The organism is Sphingobium tyrosinilyticum (genome assembly GCF_042654265.1).
Taxonomy (GTDB): Bacteria; Pseudomonadota; Alphaproteobacteria; order Sphingomonadales; family Sphingomonadaceae; genus Sphingobium; species Sphingobium tyrosinilyticum.
Window position 1 is genome coordinate 278,247 of the sequence record NZ_JBHSFZ010000064.1, and the last position, 18,788, is coordinate 297,034.

22 protein-coding genes are annotated in these 18,788 nt (G+C 63.2%); 13 read left to right on the forward strand and 9 right to left on the reverse strand.

Translation table 11 applies throughout. From position 1 onward, the window contains the following. Positions 1-2: 2 nt before the first annotated feature. Positions 3-998 (reverse strand): porphobilinogen synthase, encoded by a 996-nt coding sequence (gene hemB / locus ACFO3E_RS18790; RefSeq protein ID WP_066528108.1) that lies wholly within the window; start codon positions 996-998, stop codon positions 3-5. 74 nt (positions 999-1,072) lie between these two features. Between hemB and gloA2 the strand changes: the two genes are divergently transcribed. Next, positions 1,073-1,456 carry an SMU1112c/YaeR family gloxylase I-like metalloprotein gene (gene gloA2 / locus ACFO3E_RS18795; protein WP_066528106.1) on the forward strand — a complete coding sequence of 128 codons (384 nt, stop codon included), beginning with the start codon at positions 1,073-1,075 and terminating at the stop codon, positions 1,454-1,456. On the opposite strand, the gene ACFO3E_RS18800 is transcribed toward gloA2, so the two are convergent. Both ACFO3E_RS18800 and ACFO3E_RS18805 read right to left on the reverse strand, forming a co-directional pair. Then, complete coding sequence (locus tag ACFO3E_RS18800) at positions 1,436-1,927, reverse strand: 2'-5' RNA ligase family protein (protein ID WP_380806969.1); 492 nt, start codon at positions 1,925-1,927, stop codon at positions 1,436-1,438. The two genes, gloA2 and ACFO3E_RS18800, sit on opposite strands and share 21 nt — an antisense overlap. A 40-nt stretch (positions 1,928-1,967) precedes the next feature. Continuing rightward, positions 1,968-2,507 carry a peroxiredoxin gene (locus tag ACFO3E_RS18805; protein WP_380806971.1) on the reverse strand — a complete coding sequence of 180 codons (540 nt, stop codon included), beginning with the start codon at positions 2,505-2,507 and terminating at the stop codon, positions 1,968-1,970. A gap of 102 nt (positions 2,508-2,609) precedes the next feature. Between ACFO3E_RS18805 and ACFO3E_RS18810 the strand changes: the two genes are divergently transcribed. Beyond that, complete coding sequence (locus tag ACFO3E_RS18810) at positions 2,610-3,029, forward strand: sugar transporter (RefSeq protein ID WP_066528103.1); 420 nt, start codon at positions 2,610-2,612, stop codon at positions 3,027-3,029. A 311-nt stretch (positions 3,030-3,340) separates the two neighbouring features. Here ACFO3E_RS18810 and mltG read toward each other — a convergent pair whose 3' ends face one another. From mltG to fabD, 5 genes are all read right to left on the reverse strand, one after another. Then, positions 3,341-4,312, reverse strand: coding sequence for an endolytic transglycosylase MltG (mltG, locus tag ACFO3E_RS18815; protein WP_066528101.1), 972 nt, complete (start codon positions 4,310-4,312; stop codon positions 3,341-3,343). Between the two features lie 11 nt (positions 4,313-4,323). Then, on the reverse strand, positions 4,324-5,583 hold the full coding sequence (fabF, locus tag ACFO3E_RS18820; protein ID WP_066528099.1) for a beta-ketoacyl-ACP synthase II: 1,260 nt from the start codon (positions 5,581-5,583) through the stop codon (positions 4,324-4,326). Between the two features lie 179 nt (positions 5,584-5,762). Continuing rightward, positions 5,763-5,996, reverse strand: coding sequence for an acyl carrier protein (locus tag ACFO3E_RS18825; RefSeq protein WP_007689016.1), 234 nt, complete (start codon positions 5,994-5,996; stop codon positions 5,763-5,765). Between the two features lie 197 nt (positions 5,997-6,193). After that, positions 6,194-6,934 carry a 3-oxoacyl-[acyl-carrier-protein] reductase gene (gene fabG / locus ACFO3E_RS18830; RefSeq protein ID WP_066528097.1) on the reverse strand — a complete coding sequence of 247 codons (741 nt, stop codon included), beginning with the start codon at positions 6,932-6,934 and terminating at the stop codon, positions 6,194-6,196. 20 nt (positions 6,935-6,954) lie between these two features. Further along, a complete protein-coding gene (gene fabD, locus ACFO3E_RS18835) occupies positions 6,955-7,890 on the reverse strand; it encodes an ACP S-malonyltransferase (RefSeq protein WP_380807187.1) in 936 nt (311 codons plus the stop codon). Between the two features lie 147 nt (positions 7,891-8,037). Between fabD and ACFO3E_RS18840 the strand changes: the two genes are divergently transcribed. From ACFO3E_RS18840 to rplI, 9 genes are all read left to right on the forward strand, one after another. Beyond that, positions 8,038-9,510: an efflux transporter outer membrane subunit gene (locus tag ACFO3E_RS18840; RefSeq protein WP_197486282.1), complete on the forward strand. Its 1,473-nt coding sequence runs from the start codon at positions 8,038-8,040 to the stop codon at positions 9,508-9,510. Continuing rightward, entirely contained in the window at positions 9,500-10,930 is a 1,431-nt protein-coding gene (locus ACFO3E_RS18845; protein ID WP_066528094.1) for an efflux RND transporter periplasmic adaptor subunit, read from the forward strand. The genes ACFO3E_RS18840 and ACFO3E_RS18845 overlap by 11 nt, the downstream gene beginning before the upstream one ends. 4 nt (positions 10,931-10,934) lie before the next feature. Then, positions 10,935-11,633, forward strand: a complete 699-nt coding sequence (locus tag ACFO3E_RS18850) for an ABC transporter ATP-binding protein (protein WP_066529410.1) — start codon at positions 10,935-10,937, stop codon at positions 11,631-11,633. A gap of 112 nt (positions 11,634-11,745) precedes the next feature. Beyond that, positions 11,746-12,951, forward strand: coding sequence for an ABC transporter permease (locus ACFO3E_RS18855; RefSeq protein WP_066528092.1), 1,206 nt, complete (start codon positions 11,746-11,748; stop codon positions 12,949-12,951). Positions 12,952-13,074: 123 nt separating this feature from the next. After that, positions 13,075-13,437, forward strand: coding sequence for an RcnB family protein (locus tag ACFO3E_RS18860; RefSeq protein WP_066528087.1), 363 nt, complete (start codon positions 13,075-13,077; stop codon positions 13,435-13,437). A 138-nt stretch (positions 13,438-13,575) separates the two neighbouring features. After that, complete coding sequence (locus ACFO3E_RS18865) at positions 13,576-13,977, forward strand: BLUF domain-containing protein (RefSeq protein ID WP_225870555.1); 402 nt, start codon at positions 13,576-13,578, stop codon at positions 13,975-13,977. Positions 13,978-14,153: 176 nt separating this feature from the next. After that, positions 14,154-14,585 (forward strand): 30S ribosomal protein S6, encoded by a 432-nt coding sequence (gene rpsF / locus ACFO3E_RS18870; RefSeq protein ID WP_066528084.1) that lies wholly within the window; start codon positions 14,154-14,156, stop codon positions 14,583-14,585. 13 nt (positions 14,586-14,598) lie between these two features. Continuing rightward, positions 14,599-14,823, forward strand: coding sequence for a 30S ribosomal protein S18 (gene rpsR, locus ACFO3E_RS18875; RefSeq protein WP_004212076.1), 225 nt, complete (start codon positions 14,599-14,601; stop codon positions 14,821-14,823). Between the two features lie 13 nt (positions 14,824-14,836). Beyond that, entirely contained in the window at positions 14,837-15,433 is a 597-nt protein-coding gene (gene rplI, locus ACFO3E_RS18880) for a 50S ribosomal protein L9 (protein WP_066528082.1), read from the forward strand. A gap of 346 nt (positions 15,434-15,779) precedes the next feature. Here the strand turns inward: rplI and ACFO3E_RS18885 are convergent, their stop codons facing one another. Then, on the reverse strand, positions 15,780-16,490 hold the full coding sequence (locus tag ACFO3E_RS18885; RefSeq protein WP_066528080.1) for a helix-turn-helix domain-containing protein: 711 nt from the start codon (positions 16,488-16,490) through the stop codon (positions 15,780-15,782). A 167-nt stretch (positions 16,491-16,657) separates the two neighbouring features. Here ACFO3E_RS18885 and lgt point away from each other — a divergent pair, with 167 nt between their 5' ends. Continuing rightward, a complete protein-coding gene (lgt, locus tag ACFO3E_RS18890; RefSeq protein WP_380806980.1) occupies positions 16,658-17,560 on the forward strand; it encodes a prolipoprotein diacylglyceryl transferase in 903 nt (300 codons plus the stop codon). Next, complete coding sequence (locus tag ACFO3E_RS18895) at positions 17,550-18,614, forward strand: class I SAM-dependent methyltransferase (protein ID WP_066528079.1); 1,065 nt, start codon at positions 17,550-17,552, stop codon at positions 18,612-18,614. Before lgt ends, ACFO3E_RS18895 begins: the two co-directional genes overlap by 11 nt. Positions 18,615-18,788 lie beyond the last annotated feature (174 nt).

Below are 18,788 nucleotides of genomic sequence, written 5' to 3' on the forward strand. Positions count from 1 at the left end.
CGTCAGGCTCCCAGCAGCCGCGCGGCGTGGAGCGCGTGATAGGTCAGGACGCCCGAGCAGCCGGCGCGCTTGAACGCAAGAAGCGTTTCCAGCACCAGCGCATCACGGTCCCCTGCCCCGGCGGCGACGGCAGCTTCGATCATCGCATATTCGCCCGACACCTGATAGGCGAAGACGGGCACTTCGAACCGGTCCTTCACGCGCGCGATGATGTCGAGATAGGGCAGGCCCGGCTTCACCATGACGCTGTCCGCGCCCTCCGCCAGGTCGAGCGCGACCTCGCGCAGCGCTTCCTCGCTGTTGGCGGGGTCCATCTGGTAGCTTTTCTTGTCGCCCTTTAGCAGGCCGCTGGAACCGACCGCATCGCGGAAGGGACCGTAGAAGGCGCTCGCATATTTGGCGGCATAGGCCATGATCTGGACATTGGCATGACCTTCTTCCTCCAGCGCTTCGCGGATCGCGCCGACGCGGCCGTCCATCATGTCGCTGGGCGCGATAATGTCCGCGCCCGCCGTCGCCTGGTTGAGCGACTGGCCGATGAGAACGTCGATCGTGGCGTCGTTGACGACATAGCCTGCCTCATCAAGCAAGCCGTCCTGGCCGTGGGCGGTATAGGGGTCGAGCGCTACGTCGGTCAGGACGCCGATATCGGGCACCGCATCCTTGATCGCGCGGATGGCGCGGCACATGAGATTGTCGGGGTTGAGCGCTTCAGCTCCATCGTCGCTGCGCCGTTCAGGCTGCGTGTTGGGGAAAAGCGCGAGGCACGGGATACCTGCGTCGCGGGCTTCCTTTGCACGGGCCGCGATGCCGTCCACCGACCAGCGCGACACGCCGGGAAGCGAGGCGATCGGCTCCTCTACCCCCTGCCCTTCGGTGACGAAAAGCGGCCAGATAAGGTCGCTGGGGTGAAGGCGGATTTCGGCGTGCATTGCGCGGCTCCACGCGGCGGCGCGAGTGCGGCGCAGGCGGAGCGCCGGATAGGGGGCATAGCTCATGGAGGGGGTGTAGGCCGCCGCGCGAGGGGGATCAAGGTTCCGGCGGCCGGTCGCGCATGCTAGGGGCGACTGCCATGCGCTGCATCCACCATATCGCGATCATATGTTCCGACTACCCGCGGTCCCGGCGCTTTTACGCGGAGATATTGGGTTTGCCGGTCATCCGCGAAGTGTGGCGGGAAGAGCGGCAATCATGGAAATGTGATCTGGACGCGGGCAATGCCCAGATCGAGCTTTTCTCCTTTCCTTCGCCGCCGCCGCGTCCGTCGCAGCCCGAGGCTTGCGGCCTGCGGCACCTTGCCTTTTGCGTCGAGGATCTGGATCGGGAGATCGCCCGGCTGGGGGCAGCGGAGATCGCATGTGAAGCTGTCCGAAGCGATTCCTATACGGGGCAGCGTTTCACCTTCTTCGCCGATCCGGACGGACTGCCGCTCGAGCTATATGAGGATGCGCGCTGAGCGGAAGCTGGCCTTTTTCGCCAAGTCCCAGGAGCCGCCTTCCCGATAATGCCAGGCGGCCAATCCTGCGATTTTCAGCGGACGGGGGCGAAAGTCCACCTTCAGCAGATCGGCCAGCGCGCGGGCGGTGGAAGGCTCCACCTTGTTCTGCACGGTGATGTGGAAGCGCGGGCGCGCCTGATCCTGCGGCGTCAGCAGGCCGGTGAAAGCATCAGCCAAATCATCCCATATCGCCAGCAGACCGTCGCTGCGGACATCGAACGCCACCCCGCGACCTAGCAGCAGAACGCCGTTGACGATCGCCAGAGGCGGCGGAGCGGCGCATATCTGCTCCATCCGCGCGGCTAGTTCCGGCAGCAGCGATGGAGGCAGATGGTGGAACAGCGTCATATGCGCGGGCACCAGATTGCGATCGGGCGGAAAATGGGCGCGGCGAAGCGAGTCCGCCCAGGCGAAATCCTCCGCACCCATCAGCGCCGTCAGGATGATCGGCGCTCCGTCCCCGCCGCGATCAGCCAGCGGGATGCTCCTTCAACCATTCCAGCACAGGCTCTGGGCGGGTTTCGCCATAGGGATCGTCATCCTCGCCTATGTCGTTGATGCCGGGCTCCTCGAACCAGGCGACGACCCTGCCGTCATCCACCACCATCGCATAGCGCCAGCTGCGATCGCCAAAGCCCAGATGATCCTTCTTCACCAGCATGCCCATGCGGCGGGTGAAGTCGCCCGATCCGTCGGGAAGCAGCTTCACATTCCCGACGCCCAGATGCTTGCCCCACTGGTACATGACGAAGGCGTCGTTGACGGAAACGCAATAAACATCGTCAACGCCCAGCGCCTTGAAATCATCATAGAAGCGTTCGAAGGCAGGGCATTGCTCCGTCGAGCAGGTGGGGGTGAAAGCGCCCGGCAGGGAGAAGACGACTACCCGCTTTCCCTTGAACAGATCGCCGGTCTGAACATCTTCCCAGCGGAAGGGATTGGGTCCTCCGACGCTTTCGTCGCGTACGCGCGTTTTCAGCGTCACATCAGGCACGGAACGTCCCAGCATCGTCACTTCTCCCTTTCGGGCGCACGCTTCCCTGCGCGCGCCGATCTCTATATGCTCGCCACGCCGAGATGGCGCAAAGGGCATCTGCAGGGGGAAACACGCATGTCCGCATCACGATCCTTCGCGATATTCGCGCTTGGTCTGCTGATCTGGAATTTGATCGGCGTGGCGGCCTTCATCCTTCAATATACGGCGGATCTGGCGGCACTGGCGAAAAGCGATCCCTATACGGCACGGATATTTGCAGGGATGCCGGGTTGGGCCTGGGCGGCATATGCCGTGGCGGTCGGCGCAGGGACGCTGGGCGCTACGATGCTGCTGATGCGGAAGCGAGTGGCGGTGCCTTTGTTCGCGCTGTCCGTGATCGGCGTTGTCGTGCAGTTCGGGTACAGCTTCTTGGGTACGGATTTGCTAGCGGTGAAAGGGGCTGGCGCCGCGGCGTTTCCGGCGGTGATTTTGGTGATCGCGGTGGGGCAGTTGCTTTATGCGCAAGGGCTGCAGGCGAAGGGGGTGTTGCGGTAGGTGGGGCGTTATGGGTGGTTTGCTACCATCTCTCCTGGAACCGTTCGGTTCGAATAGGCTTCAAGCTTGTTGAGAAGCCGTTATCGAAAACGGGGTGCGTAACGCCATTTTCTCGCCTTCGCTTCTCGACAGGCTCGAAACGAACGGAAATTAATGGGTCCGCTTATGGTCGATAGTAATCGGTCCGCTTTCCTGCTCCGTTCGCGCCAAGCGATCGAAGCGGGCGTGCAACTGCGAAGGCATCCTGACTCAGGACGAACGGTGGTGGTGTGGACGCATTCAGAGGCCGCCGGCGATTGTCCGAACGGCGCTCAAATCTCCCCGCGCGCGCGGCGGATTTCGAACCATTTGCGGACATTCTGGTTGTGCTGTTCCAGCGTGTCGGCGAAGATGTGGCCGCCCTTCCCGTCCGCGACGAAATAGAGCGCGTTGGTGTCAGCGGGATGCAGTACCGCGAGGATGGACAGCCGGCCGGGGTTGGCGATCGGCCCCTTGGGCAGGCCCGTCATGGCATAGGTGTTATAGCCGTTGACGGCCGCGATCTCCGACTTCTTGATGCGGCGGCCGAGGGGCTTGCCCTTGGTGATGGGATAGATGATCGTCGGATCCGCCTGAAGCATCATGCCGCTTTTCAGGCGGTTGCCATAGACGCCAGCGACCATCGGCCGTTCGCCCGGCACGCCTGTTTCCTTTTCGACGATGCTGGCGAGGATGATGGCTTCCTTGGGCGACTTGGCGACCGTGTTAGGCGCGCGTTCGGCCCATAATTTATCGAGCGCGCGCGTCATTGCGTCCTGCATGCGCTTCAGCACGACGGCGCGGCTTTCGCCCTTGTCGAAGGCGTAGCTGTCGGGAAGCACGCTGCCCTCTGGCGGGACCGCGACATCGCCGGTCAGTTGGTCATTTGCCATCAACCGCTCGTGGACGAGGATGGAGGGCATGCCTTCGGGGATCGTTACGAGCCGGGTCAGCGTCTTGCCGCCCTGCAGGATGGAAAAGATGGCGGAGTTGCTCGCGCCCTTGGGGATCAGGAACTCGCCCGCCTTGATCGACCTGCCTCGGCCGAAGACCTTGGTTCGCGTGAGGAAGGCGTCGGCGGAGCGCACGACGCCTGCCTGCTTCAGCAGAACCGCAGCGTCGGCCACGGTGGCGCCTTCCGGCACGATGACACTGATATCCCGCGGCGCAGGACCCGCTTCGGTCCAGCCATAGACGAAACGAAACGCCACGAAGGCGGCGACGGCCAGGCCGATCGCGAGGATGCCAAGCCCGAACCGCCGCACGATTTTTATCCTCAGATCGCCTTCATGATGAGCGAGGCGTTGGTGCCGCCGAAGCCGAAGCTGTTGTTCAGCACCGCGCGCACCTTGCGTTCCTTGGCGACGTGCGGGACCAGGTCCACGCCCGCGCAGCTTTCGCTGGGCTCGTCAAGGTTGAGCGTCGGCGGCACGATCTGGTCGCGGATGGCGAGGATGCAGAAGATGCTTTCCACAGCGCCCGCGCCGCCCAGAAGGTGACCGATGGCGGACTTGGTGCTGCTCATCGACATGGTCGAGATATTGTCGCCGAACAAACGCTTGACCGCGCCCAGTTCCAGTTCGTCGCCAAGCGGGGTCGAGGTGCCGTGCGCGTTCACATAGTCGATGTCGGCGAGCGACAGACCCGACTTCTTGAGCGCCATTTCCATCGAACGGTAGCCGCCATTGCCCTCCGGATGGGGAGCGGTGACGTGATAGGCATCGCCCGAGAGGCCGTAGCCGATAACTTCGGCATAGATATGCGCACCGCGCTTCTTGGCATGCTCATATTCTTCCAGCACGACCACGCCTGCGCCCTCGCCCATGACGAAGCCGTCGCGGTTGACGTCATAAGGCCGCGAAGCCTTTTCCGGCGTGTCGTTGAACGCGGTCGACAATGCGCGCGCCTGGGCGAAACCGGCGATGCCGATCGGGCAGATCGCGCTTTCCGCGCCACCCGCCAGCATGACGTCGGCATCGTCCATCGCGATCATGCGGGCGGCATCGCCAATCGAGTGGGCGCCAGTCGAGCAGGCCGTGACGACTGCATGGTTGGGGCCCATCAGGCCATATTTGATCGAGACTTGGCCCGAAATCAGGTTGATGAGGCGACCATGGACGAAGTGCGGGGAAACGCGGCTCGGCCCCTTGTTTGCTAGCACCAGCGATTCGCTTTCGATGCCCGGCAGGCCGCCGATGCCCGAACCGATGGAGCAGCCAGCGCGCAGCCTTTCTTCCTCGCTCATATTGTCGAGGCCCGCGTCGCGGAGCGCCTGACTGGCGGCGGAAATGCCATAGACGATGAAGGGATCGACCTGCCGCTGAATCTTGTGATCGACGTCCAGGCCCGGATCATAGCCATATTCATGATCCGCGGGCTTCACTTCACAGGCGATGCGGCACTTATACTCGCTGGCGTCGAAGCGCGCGATCGTGGCCGCGCCGGACTTGGACGCGAGGATATTCTTCCACGTGGTTTCGACATCTCCGCCCAGGGGGCTTACCATGCCGAGGCCGGTTACGACGACGCGACGCATATATCTGCTCCGAAAATCTTCATAGGCTTGCGCCGCTCCTTAGCCGCTTCGACAGCGGTTGTGAACGGCGGTCCAGATACGAAAAAGCTCCCCAAGACCTGCTTTCGCGGGACAGGAGGAGCCATTCCCTTGCAAAAACGCAGGCGGCCCGGCCATTGGAGGCGGGCCGCGAGACGCTTTTACTGCTTGCTGTCGATGTAGTCGATCGCATCCTTGACGGTGGCGATCTTCTCGGCCGCATCGTCGGGGATCTCGACGCCGAATTCTTCTTCGAAAGCCATCACCAACTCAACGATATCCAGGCTGTCTGCGCCCAGATCGTCGATGAAGCTTGCGTCCTCGGTCACCTTTTCGGCTTCGACGCCCAGATGTTCGACGACGATTTTCTTAACGCGATCCGCGGTCTCACTCATGAGTGGTCCTTCTTACTGGGTATCGTTGATGGTTGTGAATATTTGTTAAGGCATGCCCTAGAGGCAAGGCCCGACAGAGGCAAGAGGCAAGAAACGATCGAAAAGCATGATTTCCCCCCATCCCATGTGCTTGGATGGCACAAGGCCGCCCCGTTGCAAATGGGAGAGCATGGGAAGTCGTCCGAATCGCCTCCCTCTTAAATCATCGCCATGCCACCATTTACATGCAACGTCTGGCCGGTGACATAGCCCGCTTCCCGGCTGGCGAGATAGACGACGGCCGCGCCAATATCCTCGCCTGCGCCGAGATCCCCGGCCGGAATCTTCTGCAGGATCGCACCCTTTTGCGCGTCATTGAGCGCGTCGGTCATGGCGGAGCGGATGAAGCCAGGAGCGACGCAGTTCACGGTGATGCCGCGGCTCGCCAGTTCCTGACCCAGCGACTTGGACATGCCGATGATGCCAGCCTTCGAAGCGGCATAGTTGCTCTGGCCGGGATTGCCGGTGACGCCCACAACCGAGGTGATCGAGATGATGCGGCCGAAGCGCGCCTTCATCATCGGCTTGGCGGCCGCGCGGGCGAGGCGGAAAGCGGCTTCTAGGTTAACGGAAATGACGTCCGACCATTCATCATCCTTCATGCGCAACACCAGATTGTCGCGCGTGATGCCGGCATTGTTGACGAGAATGTCGATCTTCCCGCCCAGCGCCTCAACCGCCTGCGGCACGAGAGCATCGACGGAAGCGGGATCGCTGAGGTTGCAGACCAGCGTCTTGTGGTTACCGCCCAGTTCGACGGCGAACGCCTTGAGCTTTTCCTCATTGCTGCCTGAAAGCGCGAGCGTCGCACCCTGCGCGGCGAGCGCCTTCGCGATGGCGGAACCGATACCGCCCGAAGCGCCCGTCACCAGCGCGGTCATGCCTGTCAGATCAAACATAGTCTCTTATCCTTATCTTTTCAGAATGCGCCGAGCGCCGCCTCGATATCATCCATGGTCACGACGCTGCGGACGGTGGCGTCGGGGGCGATGCGCTTGACCATGGGGCCGACGACCTTGCCGCCGAGTTCCACGAAGTCGGTGACGCCTGCTTCCCACATCGCTGCGATGGATTCGCGCCAGCGGACGCGGCCGGTCACTTGTTCAACGAGGCGCGCCTTGATCTCTTCGGGATCGGCGATCGGTGCGGCGAGGACGTTGGCGTAAACGGGCAGCAGCGGGGTAGCGACGGCGGCATTGCCCAGCGCTTCGCCCATCGCATCGGCGGCCGGCTGCATCAGCGGGCAGTGGAAGGGAGCGGAGACGGGCAGCAGTACGCCGCGTTTGATGCCATGGTCCTTGACCAGAGCGACCGCCCGCTCGATCGCGCCGCGGTGGCCGGAGATGACGACCTGCGTCGGATCATTGTCATTTGCGACGGTGCACACTTCGCCCTTAGCCGCGGCGTCGGCCAGCGCCTGCGCCTTTTCAATGTCCGCGCCGAGCAGAGCGGCCATGGCCCCCTCTCCCACCGGCACGGCCGCCTGCATCGCCTGTCCGCGAAGCTTCAGCAGGCGCGAGGTGGTGGTGATGTCAAAGGCTTCCGCAGCGCAGAGCGCGCTATATTCGCCCAGGCTGTGCCCAGCGACAAAATCGCCCTTCTCCGCCAGCGAGAAGCCGCCCTCGCGCTGCATCACGCGCAGCGTCGCCAGCGCATTGGCCATGATCGCCGGCTGTGCATTTTCGGTGAGGGTGAGGTCGCTTTCCGGACCTTCCACCATGATGCGGAACAAATGCTGCGACAGGGCGTCATCGACCTCCTGAAACAGTTCCCTCGCTGCCGGGCTCGCATCGGCCAGCGCCTTGCCCATGCCCACCGACTGGCTGCCCTGCCCCGGAAAAAGAAATGCCCTCATCATTCACCCCTTGCCGCCAGGCGCCCGCAAAAGCGCCATTTCCTAATCGTTACACTTTGAGACACAAATGCCGTTGAGGCACCCGGCCCGTTTCGGCAGTTTCCCCAATCGGACCGCCGCCACCCCCCAGGTGGCGTCCCTTTAACGATGACGGAGTGCAAGGAAAAGGTGCGATATCGCATTGCCTGGATCATCGGGACCGGCCTGACCCTATCTGCTTGTGCGGCAGGTCCCGATTACAAGGCGCCGCAGCCTGCCGCATTGGGGGTGCCCGCCACCTATTACGGCCAAGGCGGCAGCACGCCCGTCGATCAGGCGGAACTTGCGACCTGGTGGACGCGCCTCAACGATCCGGCGCTGAGCGGCCTGATCGATGAGGCGATCGCCGGCAATCTGGACATCGTCCAAGCGCAGGCGCGGCTACGTCAGGCGCGCGAATCCTTGAGGCAGGCGAACGCGGCCTTCCTGCCCCAGGTGAATGCGTCCGGTTCGGGCGGTCGCAACTATAGCAGCGCTGGCGGTGGCACCCGCGTGGTCGATGGCAATGTGGTGTCCAGCGGCTCAGGCAAATGGAGCAGCAGCTATTCGCTTGGCGCCAATGCCAGCTGGCAGATCGACCTGTTTGGCGAGCTTTCGCGCTCCGCCGAGGCCGCGCGGGCGGACCTTGTCGCGTCGGGCTATGACCTCGCCAATGTCCGGATGACGATCATCGCCGAACTCGTCACCAACTATGTGCAGGCTCGGCAGGCGCAGGCGCAGCTTCGCATAGCGCGCGAAACGCAGGCGATTCAGCGGGATAATTATAATATCGCCAACTGGCGGCTGCAGGCGGGGCTGGTGTCCTCTCTGGACGAGCAGCAGGCTCGGGCGCAATTGGCGCAGACCAACGCCACCATCCCACAGTTGGAAGCAAGCCTGCGCGGCAGCCTGAACCGCATTGCCGTGCTGACCGGTCAGGCACCGGGAGAGGCCACGCGGATGCTGGAGACGCCAGCGCCCATTCCCGTTGCTTCGGCCAACATCGCCACCGGCATTCCCGCCGATACGCTGCGCCAGCGGCCTGACGTTCGCAGCGCGGAAAGGGCGCTGGCCGCCGCCACCGCCAGGATCGGCATCGCGCAGGCGCAGCTTTACCCCTCGCTGGGGATCAGCGGGAATATCGGCACCAACGCCACATCGTTCAGCAACCTGTTCGACCTGATCACTGGCAGCGTCTTCGCCAATGTCGCGCAGCTGATCTTCGATGGCGGGAGGCTCGCGTCGCAGGTGCGTTCGCAAAGAGCCGCGACCGACGCAGCTTTTGCGGCCTATAAGCAAAGCGTCCTGACCGCGCTTGAGGATGTGGAAAACGCCATGGCGTCACTCACCAGCGCCCGCCAGCGCGCCGCGGAGTTTCGCATCGCCTTCGAAGCTTCCAACAACGCCGCTATTCTGGCGCGCAGCCAGTATCAGGCGGGCCTGATCGATTTTCAGACGCTTTCCACCAGCGAAACCACCCTGCTGAACGCGCGCAACAGTCTTGCCGCCGCGCAGGCTGACGAAGTCCTGGCCATCGCCCAACTTTACAACGCGTTGGGCGGCGGCTGGCAGAACATGGAAAACCGCCCGAATGAGCAATGATGTGAGCAAGGATCAGGACCTGGACGATTTTCTGGGGGCGCGGCCGGAAAAGCCGTGGCGCAAATGGGTGATGCGCGGCGCGATCGGCGTTGCGCTGCTGATCCTCATTCTCCTGCTCGCCCGCTGCTTTTCAGGCGATGACAGCCCAAATTACGCCACGCGCGAAGTGCGGCGCGGCGACCTGACCGTCACCGTGTCGGCGACCGGGAACCTGAAGCCCATCAATCAGGTCGATGTGGGTTCCGAACAGTCGGGCAAGATCACGCAGGTCTATGTGGATGTGAACGACCGGGTGACGAAGGGACAACGGCTCGCCGAACTCGATACGCGCCGCCTGGTGGATACAGTGAACCAGAATCGGGCGCAGGTTTCGGCGTCCCAGGCGAGCGTCGCACAGGCGCAGGCGCAGGTGGCGCTGGCGAAGGCGACGCTGGACCGGCAGCTCAACGTCTTCCGCCTGTCGGGTGGCCGCGTCCCTGCCAAGACGGAACTGGATGCGGCGCGGGCAGATTATCAGTCAGCCGTCGGCAATCTGCGCGCGCAACAGGCACAGGTAAGCGTGGCGCGCGCTCAGCTTTCGACAGCGCAGACCAATTTGTCCATCGCTCAGATCGTATCGCCTGTGACCGGCGTCGTGCTGTCGCGCGACATCGAGCCGGGCCAGACGGTGGCGGCATCGCTCAACGCGCCTGTCCTCTTCACCATCGCAGAGGACCTGACGCAGATGGAGGTCGAGGTTTCCGTCGATGAGGCGGACGTCGGTCAGGTGAAGGAAGGCCAGGCGGCGACCTTCGCCGTCGATGCCTTCCCCGGCCGCAGCTTCCCCGCGCGCGTGACGCGGGTGAATGTCGGCTCCAATGCCTCGAGCAGTTCCTCTTCCACCACCTCATCGGGCAGTAGCAGCACGGCCAGCACCAGCGGCACGGTGGTCGCCTATACCGCCGTGCTGGCGGTGGATAACAAGGATGAGACGCTGCGCCCTGGCATGACGGCCACGGCCGATATCGTGACGCAGGAGTTGAACAACGTCCTGCTGGTCCCCAACGCCGCGCTGCGCTTCAAGCCGAGCGCTGGGGATAAGGGCGGCGGCATTACCAGCCAGATCGTTCCCGGCCCGCGCCGCTTCCGCCGTGGCAATGCGCGACAGGTCAGCTTCGGCATCGGCAGCAGCCAGACCGTGTATGTCGTGGGCGCGGACGGCAAGCCCAAGGCCGTGTCGGTGGTCGTCGGCGCCAGCGACGGCGCGCGCACGGTGATCACCGGCGGCGACCTGAAGCCCGGCATGCGCGTCATCACCGGCCAGCTTGCGGCGGGGCAGGAACAGCCCGCCGAGGATAGTGCGAACGGCGGCGGACAGCAGCGCAATCGGGGCGGCCAGAGTAGCGAAGCGCGCGGCACCGGGCGGCGAAACGGAAGCTGAGGCGATGGATGATCCCATCATCTCCTTGCGCGGCGTAACCAAGGTCTATGGATCGGGGCCGACAGCCTTTCAGGCTCTGAAGGGCATCGACCTCGACATTGCGGAGGGAGACTTTGTCGCCGTCATGGGTCCGTCGGGCTCCGGCAAATCGACGACGATGAACATTCTAGGCTGCCTCGATGTGCCGACTGCTGGCGAGTTCCTGTTCAAGGGCCGTCATGTGGAAACGCTCGATCGCGATCAGCGCGCCTTGCTGCGGCGACGCTATCTGGGCTTCGTGTTCCAGGGCTTCAACCTGCTGTCCCGCACGACCGCGCTGGAGAATGTCGAATTGCCCCTGCTCTATCGGGGTGAGGACAAGAAGACGCGCTATGACGCAGGCATGGCGGCGCTGGATAAGGTGGGCCTGAAGGATTGGTGGGATCACACGCCGGCCGAGCTGTCCGGCGGCCAGCAACAACGCGTGGCGATCGCCCGCGCCATCGTGACCCACCCCGCCGTGCTGCTCGCCGACGAGCCGACCGGCAATCTGGATTCGGAAAGGTCGGTGGAGATCATGGAACTGCTGACCGACCTCAACAAGAATAGTGGCATCACGGTGCTGATGGTGACGCATGAGCCCGACATGGCGGCCTATGCCCGGACGATCGTGCATTTCAAGGATGGGCATGTGGACGGGATTGAGAATGGGGTGAGGGTGTGATTTCGCCCAAGACCTCCGTTCGCCCTGAGCTTGTCGAAGGGCTCAACTCCGCTTCCGACAAAAATGGGGCTTCGACAGGTTCAGCCCGAACGGCTCAGGGGGCTTCTTGCCGATGCTAGGCACGACCGTCATCCTCGCCTTTCGCGCGATCAACCGGCACAAGTTGCGCAGCTTTCTGACGACGCTGGGCATCATCATCGGGGTGGCGGCGGTCGTCACTATGGTGACGCTGGGCAATGGGGCGACCGCCGCGGTGCGCCAGCAGATCAGCTCGCTGGGCGCGAACGTGCTGCAGCTTCGCCCCGGTCAGGGCTTCGGCCGTGGCGGAGGCGGCCCGCGCCCGCCGGACTTCAAGCCCGCCGACCTTGCCGCGATCGAAAATCAGCTGACCGGCGTGCGCGCCGTTGCCCCGCTGGTCCAGTCGAGCGGCACCGCCATCTATGAAGGATCCAACTGGTCCACCACCGTCTATGGCACCACCGCCGCCTATTTCGAGGTGCAAAGCTGGAAGGCGGACGCGGGACGCCTGTTCATGCCGGAGGAGGAGGAAGCAGGCAAACCCGTCTGCATCATCGGCAATACGGTGCGCACCAACCTGTTCCAGGGCAGCGACCCCGTCGGAAAGCGGCTGCGCATCAAGGGTGTTTCCTGCCAGGTGATCGGCGCGCTGGCGACACGCGGGCAAGGCGGCTTTGGTGACCAGGATGATGTGGTCGTCATGCCGATCAAATTCGTGCAGCGCCGCTTCACCGGCGACCGCGACATCAGCCAGATCATGATCGCGGTGGATGATGCCTATGACACCTCCACCGTGCAGGCGAGCCTGGAAGAACTGGTGCGCGAGCGGCGCAAGGTGAAGCCGGGCGCGGAGGATAATTTCAACGTCTTCGACACCAAGCAGATCAGCGACACGCTGACCGGCACGACCACGATCCTGACTCAGATCGTCGCGGCGGTTGCTGCCATCTCCCTGCTGGTCGGCGGGATCGGCATCATGAACATCATGCTGGTGTCCGTGACGGAGCGCACCCGCGAGATCGGCATCCGGCTCGCCATCGGCGCCGTTGCGCGCGAGGTGCTGATGCAGTTCCTGGTCGAGGCGATCGTGCTGTCGTGCCTGGGCGGGATGATCGGCCTGTTCCTCGCCCTCATCGCATCGGTCGCCATCGCGCCGCTGATGCAGGTGCCTTTCATCTTCGATGTGAAGGTCAACCTGATCGCCTTCCTCTTTTCGGCGGCGATCGGCGTCGTGTTTGGCTATTTTCCGGCGCGACGCGCGGCGGCGCTCAACCCCATCGACGCGCTGCGGCACGAATGAGGCTGTTACAATTTCAGACAGTTAAGCCGCCGCTTTGGCACAAGCTTGCGACAAGTCTTGCCTAAATCTGTCTTCAACGCCGGAGCAACGGCGCGACAGACAAAAAAGCAAGGAGCAAGTGAGATGATCAAGAAACTACTGATGAGCCTGGCCGCAACGACCATGGTGGCAAGCCCGATGGTCGCCGCGCAGGCACAGGCCGCGCCGCATCGCGAAGTGACCCGCGTGGTAAAGCATGGCCCCCATGGCCACACGGTGGTGAAGCACAAGACCGTCGTGCGCAAGAATGACTATCGCCGCTGGAACAAGGGTCAACGCTTCGACCGCCGCTATGCCCGCGATTACCGCGTGATCAACAATTATCGCGACTATCGCCTGAACGCCCCGCCGCGCGGTTATCACTGGGTCCGCTCGGGCAATGACGCGGTGTTGGTGGCGATCACCAGCGGCATCATCGGCGCGGTGATCGGCAGCGCCATTCGCTAAGCCGTCCGCCAATATGGTGAAGCAGCGCCCCGGAGACATCTCTCCCTCCGGGGCGCTTTGCATGATCAAGGTTAAACACGAAATCTAAAGCGTTTCCGGGCGATATGGCCGCTGTGGGCGGCGTTATCAGGAAACATCATGTCCTTATACCAGATCATGTATATCAGCAGCGCTCAAGGGAGCGTGACGGCTGACCAGTGTGCGGCAATCGCCCGCGCCGCGGCAGTCCGGAACCGTCTGGCGGATGTAACGGGGCTGCTGCTGTTCAACAGCAAGCGCTTCATCCAGGTGCTCGAAGGTCCGCGGGCGGCTGTGGAGAGCGTCTATGAACGCATCCGCCAGGACGACCGCCATCGGGGCGTCGTGAAGCTTCGGGAAGCCGCAATTGACTCACGTGAATTTGGCGATTGGGGCATGGCCTATGATGATCCTGCGCAGCCTTCCGCCAATCTGAAGGACAAGGTCGCCGTCCTGCTGGATCGGGCCGGCGCATCGACCCGCGCCCATTTCATGGGTTCGGCAGAGATGCACCGCGGCTGAGGTTCGATCGCAGCCAGCATCCGCTTGCCTTTCACCTATGTTTCCGTCATAGGCGCCGCTTCGCACGCCACGAGGGTGACTCGCGGGCATGCGACAGACTGTTTTGAGACGACAGCCGGAGGGGCGTTCCACATGGGGTGGGCGTCAGCGATCGGCCAACAGATGAGGCAATACCCATGGCTCTTTACGAGCATGTGTTCCTTGCGCGCCAGGATCTGGCACAGGCGCAGGTGGACGCACTGGCGGAAACCGCCACCAAGATCGTCGAGGATAATGAAGGCAAGGTTACCAAGGTCGAGACCTGGGGCCTGCGCAGCCTCGCCTACAAGATCGCCAAGAACCGCAAGGCGCACTATGTGATGCTGAACATCGACGCCCCCGCCGGCGTCGTCGCGGAACTGGAGCGTCAGACCCAGATCAACGAAGACATCATCCGCTACATGACCGTGAAGGTCGATGAGCTGGAGGCCGGCCCGTCGGTCATGATGCGCAAGCAGGAGCGCTCCGAGCGTGGTGATCGCGGCCCCCGTGGCGATCGCGGTCCGCGCGAAGATCGTGGCGACCGTGGCCCGCGCCGCGATCGCGAAGAAGCCCCGGCTGGCGAATAAGGAGATCTGAAACATGGCACGCCCGTTTTTCCGCCGCCGCAAGAGCTGCCCCTTCGCCGCCAAGGATGCGCCGAAGATCGATTATAAGGACGTCCGTCTGCTGCAGGGCTTTGTGTCCGAACGCGGCAAGATCGTCCCCAGCCGCATCACCGCGGTGTCCGCCAAGAAGCAGCGTGAGTTGGCCCAGGCCATCAAGCGCGCCCGTCACCTGGGCCTGCTGCCCTACATCGTGAAGTGAGGGAGTAAGACTCATGGAAATCATTCTCCTCGAACGGATCGAGAAGCTGGGCGCCATCGGTGACGTCGTCACCGTAAAGGACGGTTACGCCCGTAACTTCCTGCTGCCCAACAAGAAGGCGCTGCGCTCCAACAATGCCAACAAGAAGGTCTTCGAAGCCAATCGCGCGAAGATCGAGGCCGACAACGCCGCTCGCCGCTCGGACGCCGAAAAGTCTGCCGAAGGCGTCAACGGCAAGCAGATCATCCTGATCCGCCAGTCGTCGAACGCCGGCCACCTCTATGGTTCGGTCGCCGTCCGTGACGTCGTCGAAGCGCTGCATGCCGATGGCGTAACCAACGTGACCAAAGCGATGATCGTGCTGGAACGCCCGATCAAGACCCTGGGCCTTTTCGACGTCAAAGTCGCGCTGCACCCGGAAGTCGTCACTACCATCCAGGTGAACGTCGCCCGCTCGCCCGAAGAGGCCGATCTGCAGGCGCAGGGCGTGGACGTGATGGCTGACCTGTTCGAAAAGGACGAGGCCGGCTTCACCGAAGATTATGATCCGAATGCGGAGCCCGGCGAGATCGCCGTGGAGGCCGAAGAAGCTCCGGCTGAAGAAGCCTGAGTTTCCCAACGGATTGAAAGAAAGCCGCCCCTCACCGGGCGGCTTTTTTATGGCTGCGGCCGAATGGCCGAAGGAACGACCGAACAATCGCCAGTCTTTAGAGGAGATGACTTTTCAGAGCCTCGAGATGCCTTCGCTCGACCTGAGCTTTTGATGCCTGTCCAAGCATCAAAAGCGATCATGTGCCTGCTTTGGAGGTTTACAGGCTGCCCATAGCGGATGGCATGTTTCCTTCATGCCGGGATCGAGTGGCGTCCTGCCTCTTCAGAAAACCAGAGGCTCCGACATTCGAACGAGGCAAGTGGCTCGTTCTATCAGCTTGAGCGGGCTGGCTGATGCAGGCTCATCAATAATCGATACGGACGTGCACCTGCGATTTATCGACACCGGCGTGCTGCGCAATCTGGCGCTTTGCCGCGTCGATGACCTCATGAAGCTGCTGCCCCCCATGCGCACCCTCAGCAGGACGAGACTCGCGCGGCGCAGCGGCCGTTTCGCCGAGCAGCAACTGCTGTTCCGTCAGGCCGAACACCTCCGCCAGGATGATGAGGCTCTTGCGCCGGGGCATCGTCTTGCCCGATTCCCATGCCCAGAGCGAGGGCTTGCTGAACCCCGTCCGCTCCGACAACGCCGCCCGGCTAAGGCCGCGTTCGCGGCGCAGGCGGCGCAGGCGTTCCGGGAGCATTTCCGGGCCATTGCCCTGCACGACATGATCGACCGGACTTCCGTTGCTGCGCTTGCTGCTACGCAGCCGCGTGGCGCTTACGGCCGCTTGCGGCAGCGCTTCATCGAAGCGGCAACCGAACAGCGGATCATCCTGCCACACCACGCGAGTGGCGACCGTCCCGGCTTCGGGTAGAGACACCAGCACGACCTGGCCAAGCTTCAACTTCGACCGGGTTTCGATCAGCATGCCCGCCGTCGAGATGTCGTGGACCGTGACGTCCGCAGGCTCGTTGCCCAGCGCCCCCGGCACTTCCAGACGGATAGGCCAGCGCGCGGTCTCGCGCTTTTCGCCGGTTGCCGGCGATTGCTCTATAACGGGGTCGATAGACATGCCGCCATGAGTGCCACGGCGAAGGTTTCCAGCAGGTTAACAGCTGCCTAAATCTTGGTCCGATATGAGACGCGAAAGCTATCTCTGCTTAATCCACTGCACTCCGGTGTCGCCCGAATCTCCGAGGAAATTGACAGCCCCCTTCCCTCGCCGCCCCAACCTGCTCTATGGCGAAGGCCATAATTCCCAAGGGGAACCACAACTTGATCCTTGACCTCGCCGCCGCCGCTTCGGGCGCCATCCATTTCGATCAGCTGGGGCTCAGCCCGGTTGCGCTGGACCTCGGTTTCTTCACGCTCAAATGGTACAGCCTCGCCTATCTGGCGGGCATATTGGTCGGCTACTGGTATCTGCTGAAGCTAGTCGCCCAGCCCGGATCCCCCATGGCGCGGCGGCATGCCGACGACATGATCTTTTACGCGACGCTAGGCATCATCATCGGCGGACGGCTCGCCTATGTCTTTTTTTACCAGCCGGAAATCCTGCGCAATCCGCTCGATGTCTTCAAACTGTGGAATGGCGGCATGTCTTTCCATGGCGGGGTGATCGGCGTGTCGCTTGGCGTGCTTTACATGGCGCGAAAGGAAAATCTGTCCTGGCTTCGCATCCATGACTATGTCGCCTGCTGCGTGCCTTTCGGCTTGTTCTTCGGCCGCCTCGCCAACTTCGTGAATGGCGAGCTGTGGGGCAAGGAGACAGACGTTCCCTGGGCGGTGATCTTCCCCACCGGCGGCCCCTTCCCTCGCCATCCGAGCCAGCTTTACGAAGCCTTTTTCGAAGGCATCGTCCTGCTCCTTATCCTGGCCTTCGCCTTTTGGAAGACGCGAGCGCGGTACAAGCCGGGCCTGCTGGTCGGCCTGTTCCTGTTTTTCTACGGGCTGTTCCGTTTCGGCATCGAATATTATCGGGAGGCCGACGCGCAGTTGATGGAGTTCGCGGCGCGCACCGGCCTTCATATGGGCCAGTGGCTGTGCGTGCCGATGATCCTGGGCGGCCTCTACCTCATCGTGACGGCGAAGGGCCGCCGTGTCCGCGTCGAACCGATCGCCGGCAGCGCGAGTGTCAGCTGAACCGCTGACGCTGGCGGAGCGCCTCGCCCGCCAGATTGACGCGGGCGGGCCCATTTCGGTCGCCCACTATATGGCCGAGGCGAACCAGCATTATTATGGCACCCGCGACCCGCTGGGGACCGCGGGCGATTTCACCACCGCGCCTGAAATCAGCCAGATGTTCGGCGAACTGATCGGCCTGTGCCTTGCCGATGTTTGGATGCGGTCGGGCGGCCGGCCGCATGCGCTTTATGTCGAGCTGGGACCGGGACGCGGCACGCTCGCATCCGATGCGTTGCGCGCGATGGGAAACATAGGCTTCACCCCTCCGCCCCATTTCGTCGAGACCAGCCCTACTCTGCGCGAGCGGCAGCGGTTGGCGCTGCCGATGGTTTCTCACCATGAGGCGGTCGGGACCCTGCCGGAAAATGCCCCGCTGCTGGTCGTAGCCAATGAGTTTTTCGACGCGCTGCCCGTGCGCCAGATCGTGCGCAGCGATGCCGAATGGCGGGAACGGGTAGTGCGGACCGATGAGGCTCAGCCCGGCCGATTCGAAGCGATGCCGGGCTACCGCCGCGTCGAATCGGGTATTCCCGCCATAGCGGCCGATGCGCCGGACGGAGCGATTTTGGAGATGCCCCTGGCCGGAACCGCCATCGCGCTCGACCTTGCCCAGCGCATCGCCCGGCAGGGGGGCGCCGCGATCATCATCGACTATGGCTATGAAGGCCCGGCGGTCGGCGATACGCTGCAGGCGGTGCGAGGACATCAGTTCGCCGATCCGTTTCAAGACCCCGGCGAGAGCGACCTGACGACCCATGTCGATTTCACCATGATCGGCAATATGGCGCGGCAGGCGGGGCTAAGAGTGCTTGGCCCCGTAGGCCAAGGCGCATTCCTGCGCCAGCTGGGCATCGACGCCCGGGCCGATCAGCTGGCGCGTACGGCGCCCGCGCGGGCGGCGGAGGTAGAGGCCGCGCGCGTCCGGCTGACTGCGGATGACGCAATGGGCACGCTGTTCAAGGCGATGGCCTGGGTGCACCCGGAATGGGCGGACCCTGCGGGATTTGAATAGCGCTTGACCTCGTTCAAGACCATCCAATCCGCTCCGGCTGAGCGTGTTGGAGCCGTCCCGTAATTCCGAAGAAGTGGAATCCTTCGATACGCTCAGGGCGAACGGCTTGTCGATCCAGCGTTATCCGTTTCTCGACTGCGCTCGAAACGAACGGGGGACGGAAGGAAATCAGGC

Excerpts from the sequence above, each read along its gene's own strand:
- hemB (WP_066528108.1), bottom strand. The coding sequence starts at position 998 with ATGAGCTATGCCCCCTATCCGGCGCTCCGCCTGCGCCGCACTCGCGCC.
- gloA2 (WP_066528106.1), top strand. The coding sequence starts at position 1,073 with ATGCGCTGCATCCACCATATCGCGATCATATGTTCCGACTACCCGCGG.
- ACFO3E_RS18800 (WP_380806969.1), bottom strand. The coding sequence starts at position 1,927 with ATGGGTGCGGAGGATTTCGCCTGGGCGGACTCGCTTCGCCGCGCCCAT.
- ACFO3E_RS18805 (WP_380806971.1), bottom strand. The coding sequence starts at position 2,507 with ATGCTGGGACGTTCCGTGCCTGATGTGACGCTGAAAACGCGCGTACGC.
- ACFO3E_RS18810 (WP_066528103.1), top strand. The coding sequence starts at position 2,610 with ATGTCCGCATCACGATCCTTCGCGATATTCGCGCTTGGTCTGCTGATC.
- fabF (WP_066528099.1), bottom strand. The coding sequence starts at position 5,583 with ATGCGTCGCGTCGTCGTAACCGGCCTCGGCATGGTAAGCCCCCTGGGC.
- ACFO3E_RS18825 (WP_007689016.1), bottom strand. The coding sequence starts at position 5,996 with ATGAGTGAGACCGCGGATCGCGTTAAGAAAATCGTCGTCGAACATCTG.
- fabG (WP_066528097.1), bottom strand. The coding sequence starts at position 6,934 with ATGTTTGATCTGACAGGCATGACCGCGCTGGTGACGGGCGCTTCGGGC.
- fabD (WP_380807187.1), bottom strand. The coding sequence starts at position 7,890 with ATGAGGGCATTTCTTTTTCCGGGGCAGGGCAGCCAGTCGGTGGGCATG.
- ACFO3E_RS18840 (WP_197486282.1), top strand. The coding sequence starts at position 8,038 with ATGACGGAGTGCAAGGAAAAGGTGCGATATCGCATTGCCTGGATCATC.
- ACFO3E_RS18845 (WP_066528094.1), top strand. The coding sequence starts at position 9,500 with ATGAGCAATGATGTGAGCAAGGATCAGGACCTGGACGATTTTCTGGGG.
- ACFO3E_RS18850 (WP_066529410.1), top strand. The coding sequence starts at position 10,935 with ATGGATGATCCCATCATCTCCTTGCGCGGCGTAACCAAGGTCTATGGA.
- ACFO3E_RS18855 (WP_066528092.1), top strand. The coding sequence starts at position 11,746 with ATGCTAGGCACGACCGTCATCCTCGCCTTTCGCGCGATCAACCGGCAC.
- ACFO3E_RS18860 (WP_066528087.1), top strand. The coding sequence starts at position 13,075 with ATGATCAAGAAACTACTGATGAGCCTGGCCGCAACGACCATGGTGGCA.
- ACFO3E_RS18865 (WP_225870555.1), top strand. The coding sequence starts at position 13,576 with ATGTCCTTATACCAGATCATGTATATCAGCAGCGCTCAAGGGAGCGTG.
- rpsF (WP_066528084.1), top strand. The coding sequence starts at position 14,154 with ATGGCTCTTTACGAGCATGTGTTCCTTGCGCGCCAGGATCTGGCACAG.
- rpsR (WP_004212076.1), top strand. The coding sequence starts at position 14,599 with ATGGCACGCCCGTTTTTCCGCCGCCGCAAGAGCTGCCCCTTCGCCGCC.
- rplI (WP_066528082.1), top strand. The coding sequence starts at position 14,837 with ATGGAAATCATTCTCCTCGAACGGATCGAGAAGCTGGGCGCCATCGGT.
- ACFO3E_RS18885 (WP_066528080.1), bottom strand. The coding sequence starts at position 16,490 with ATGTCTATCGACCCCGTTATAGAGCAATCGCCGGCAACCGGCGAAAAG.
- lgt (WP_380806980.1), top strand. The coding sequence starts at position 16,658 with ATGGCGAAGGCCATAATTCCCAAGGGGAACCACAACTTGATCCTTGAC.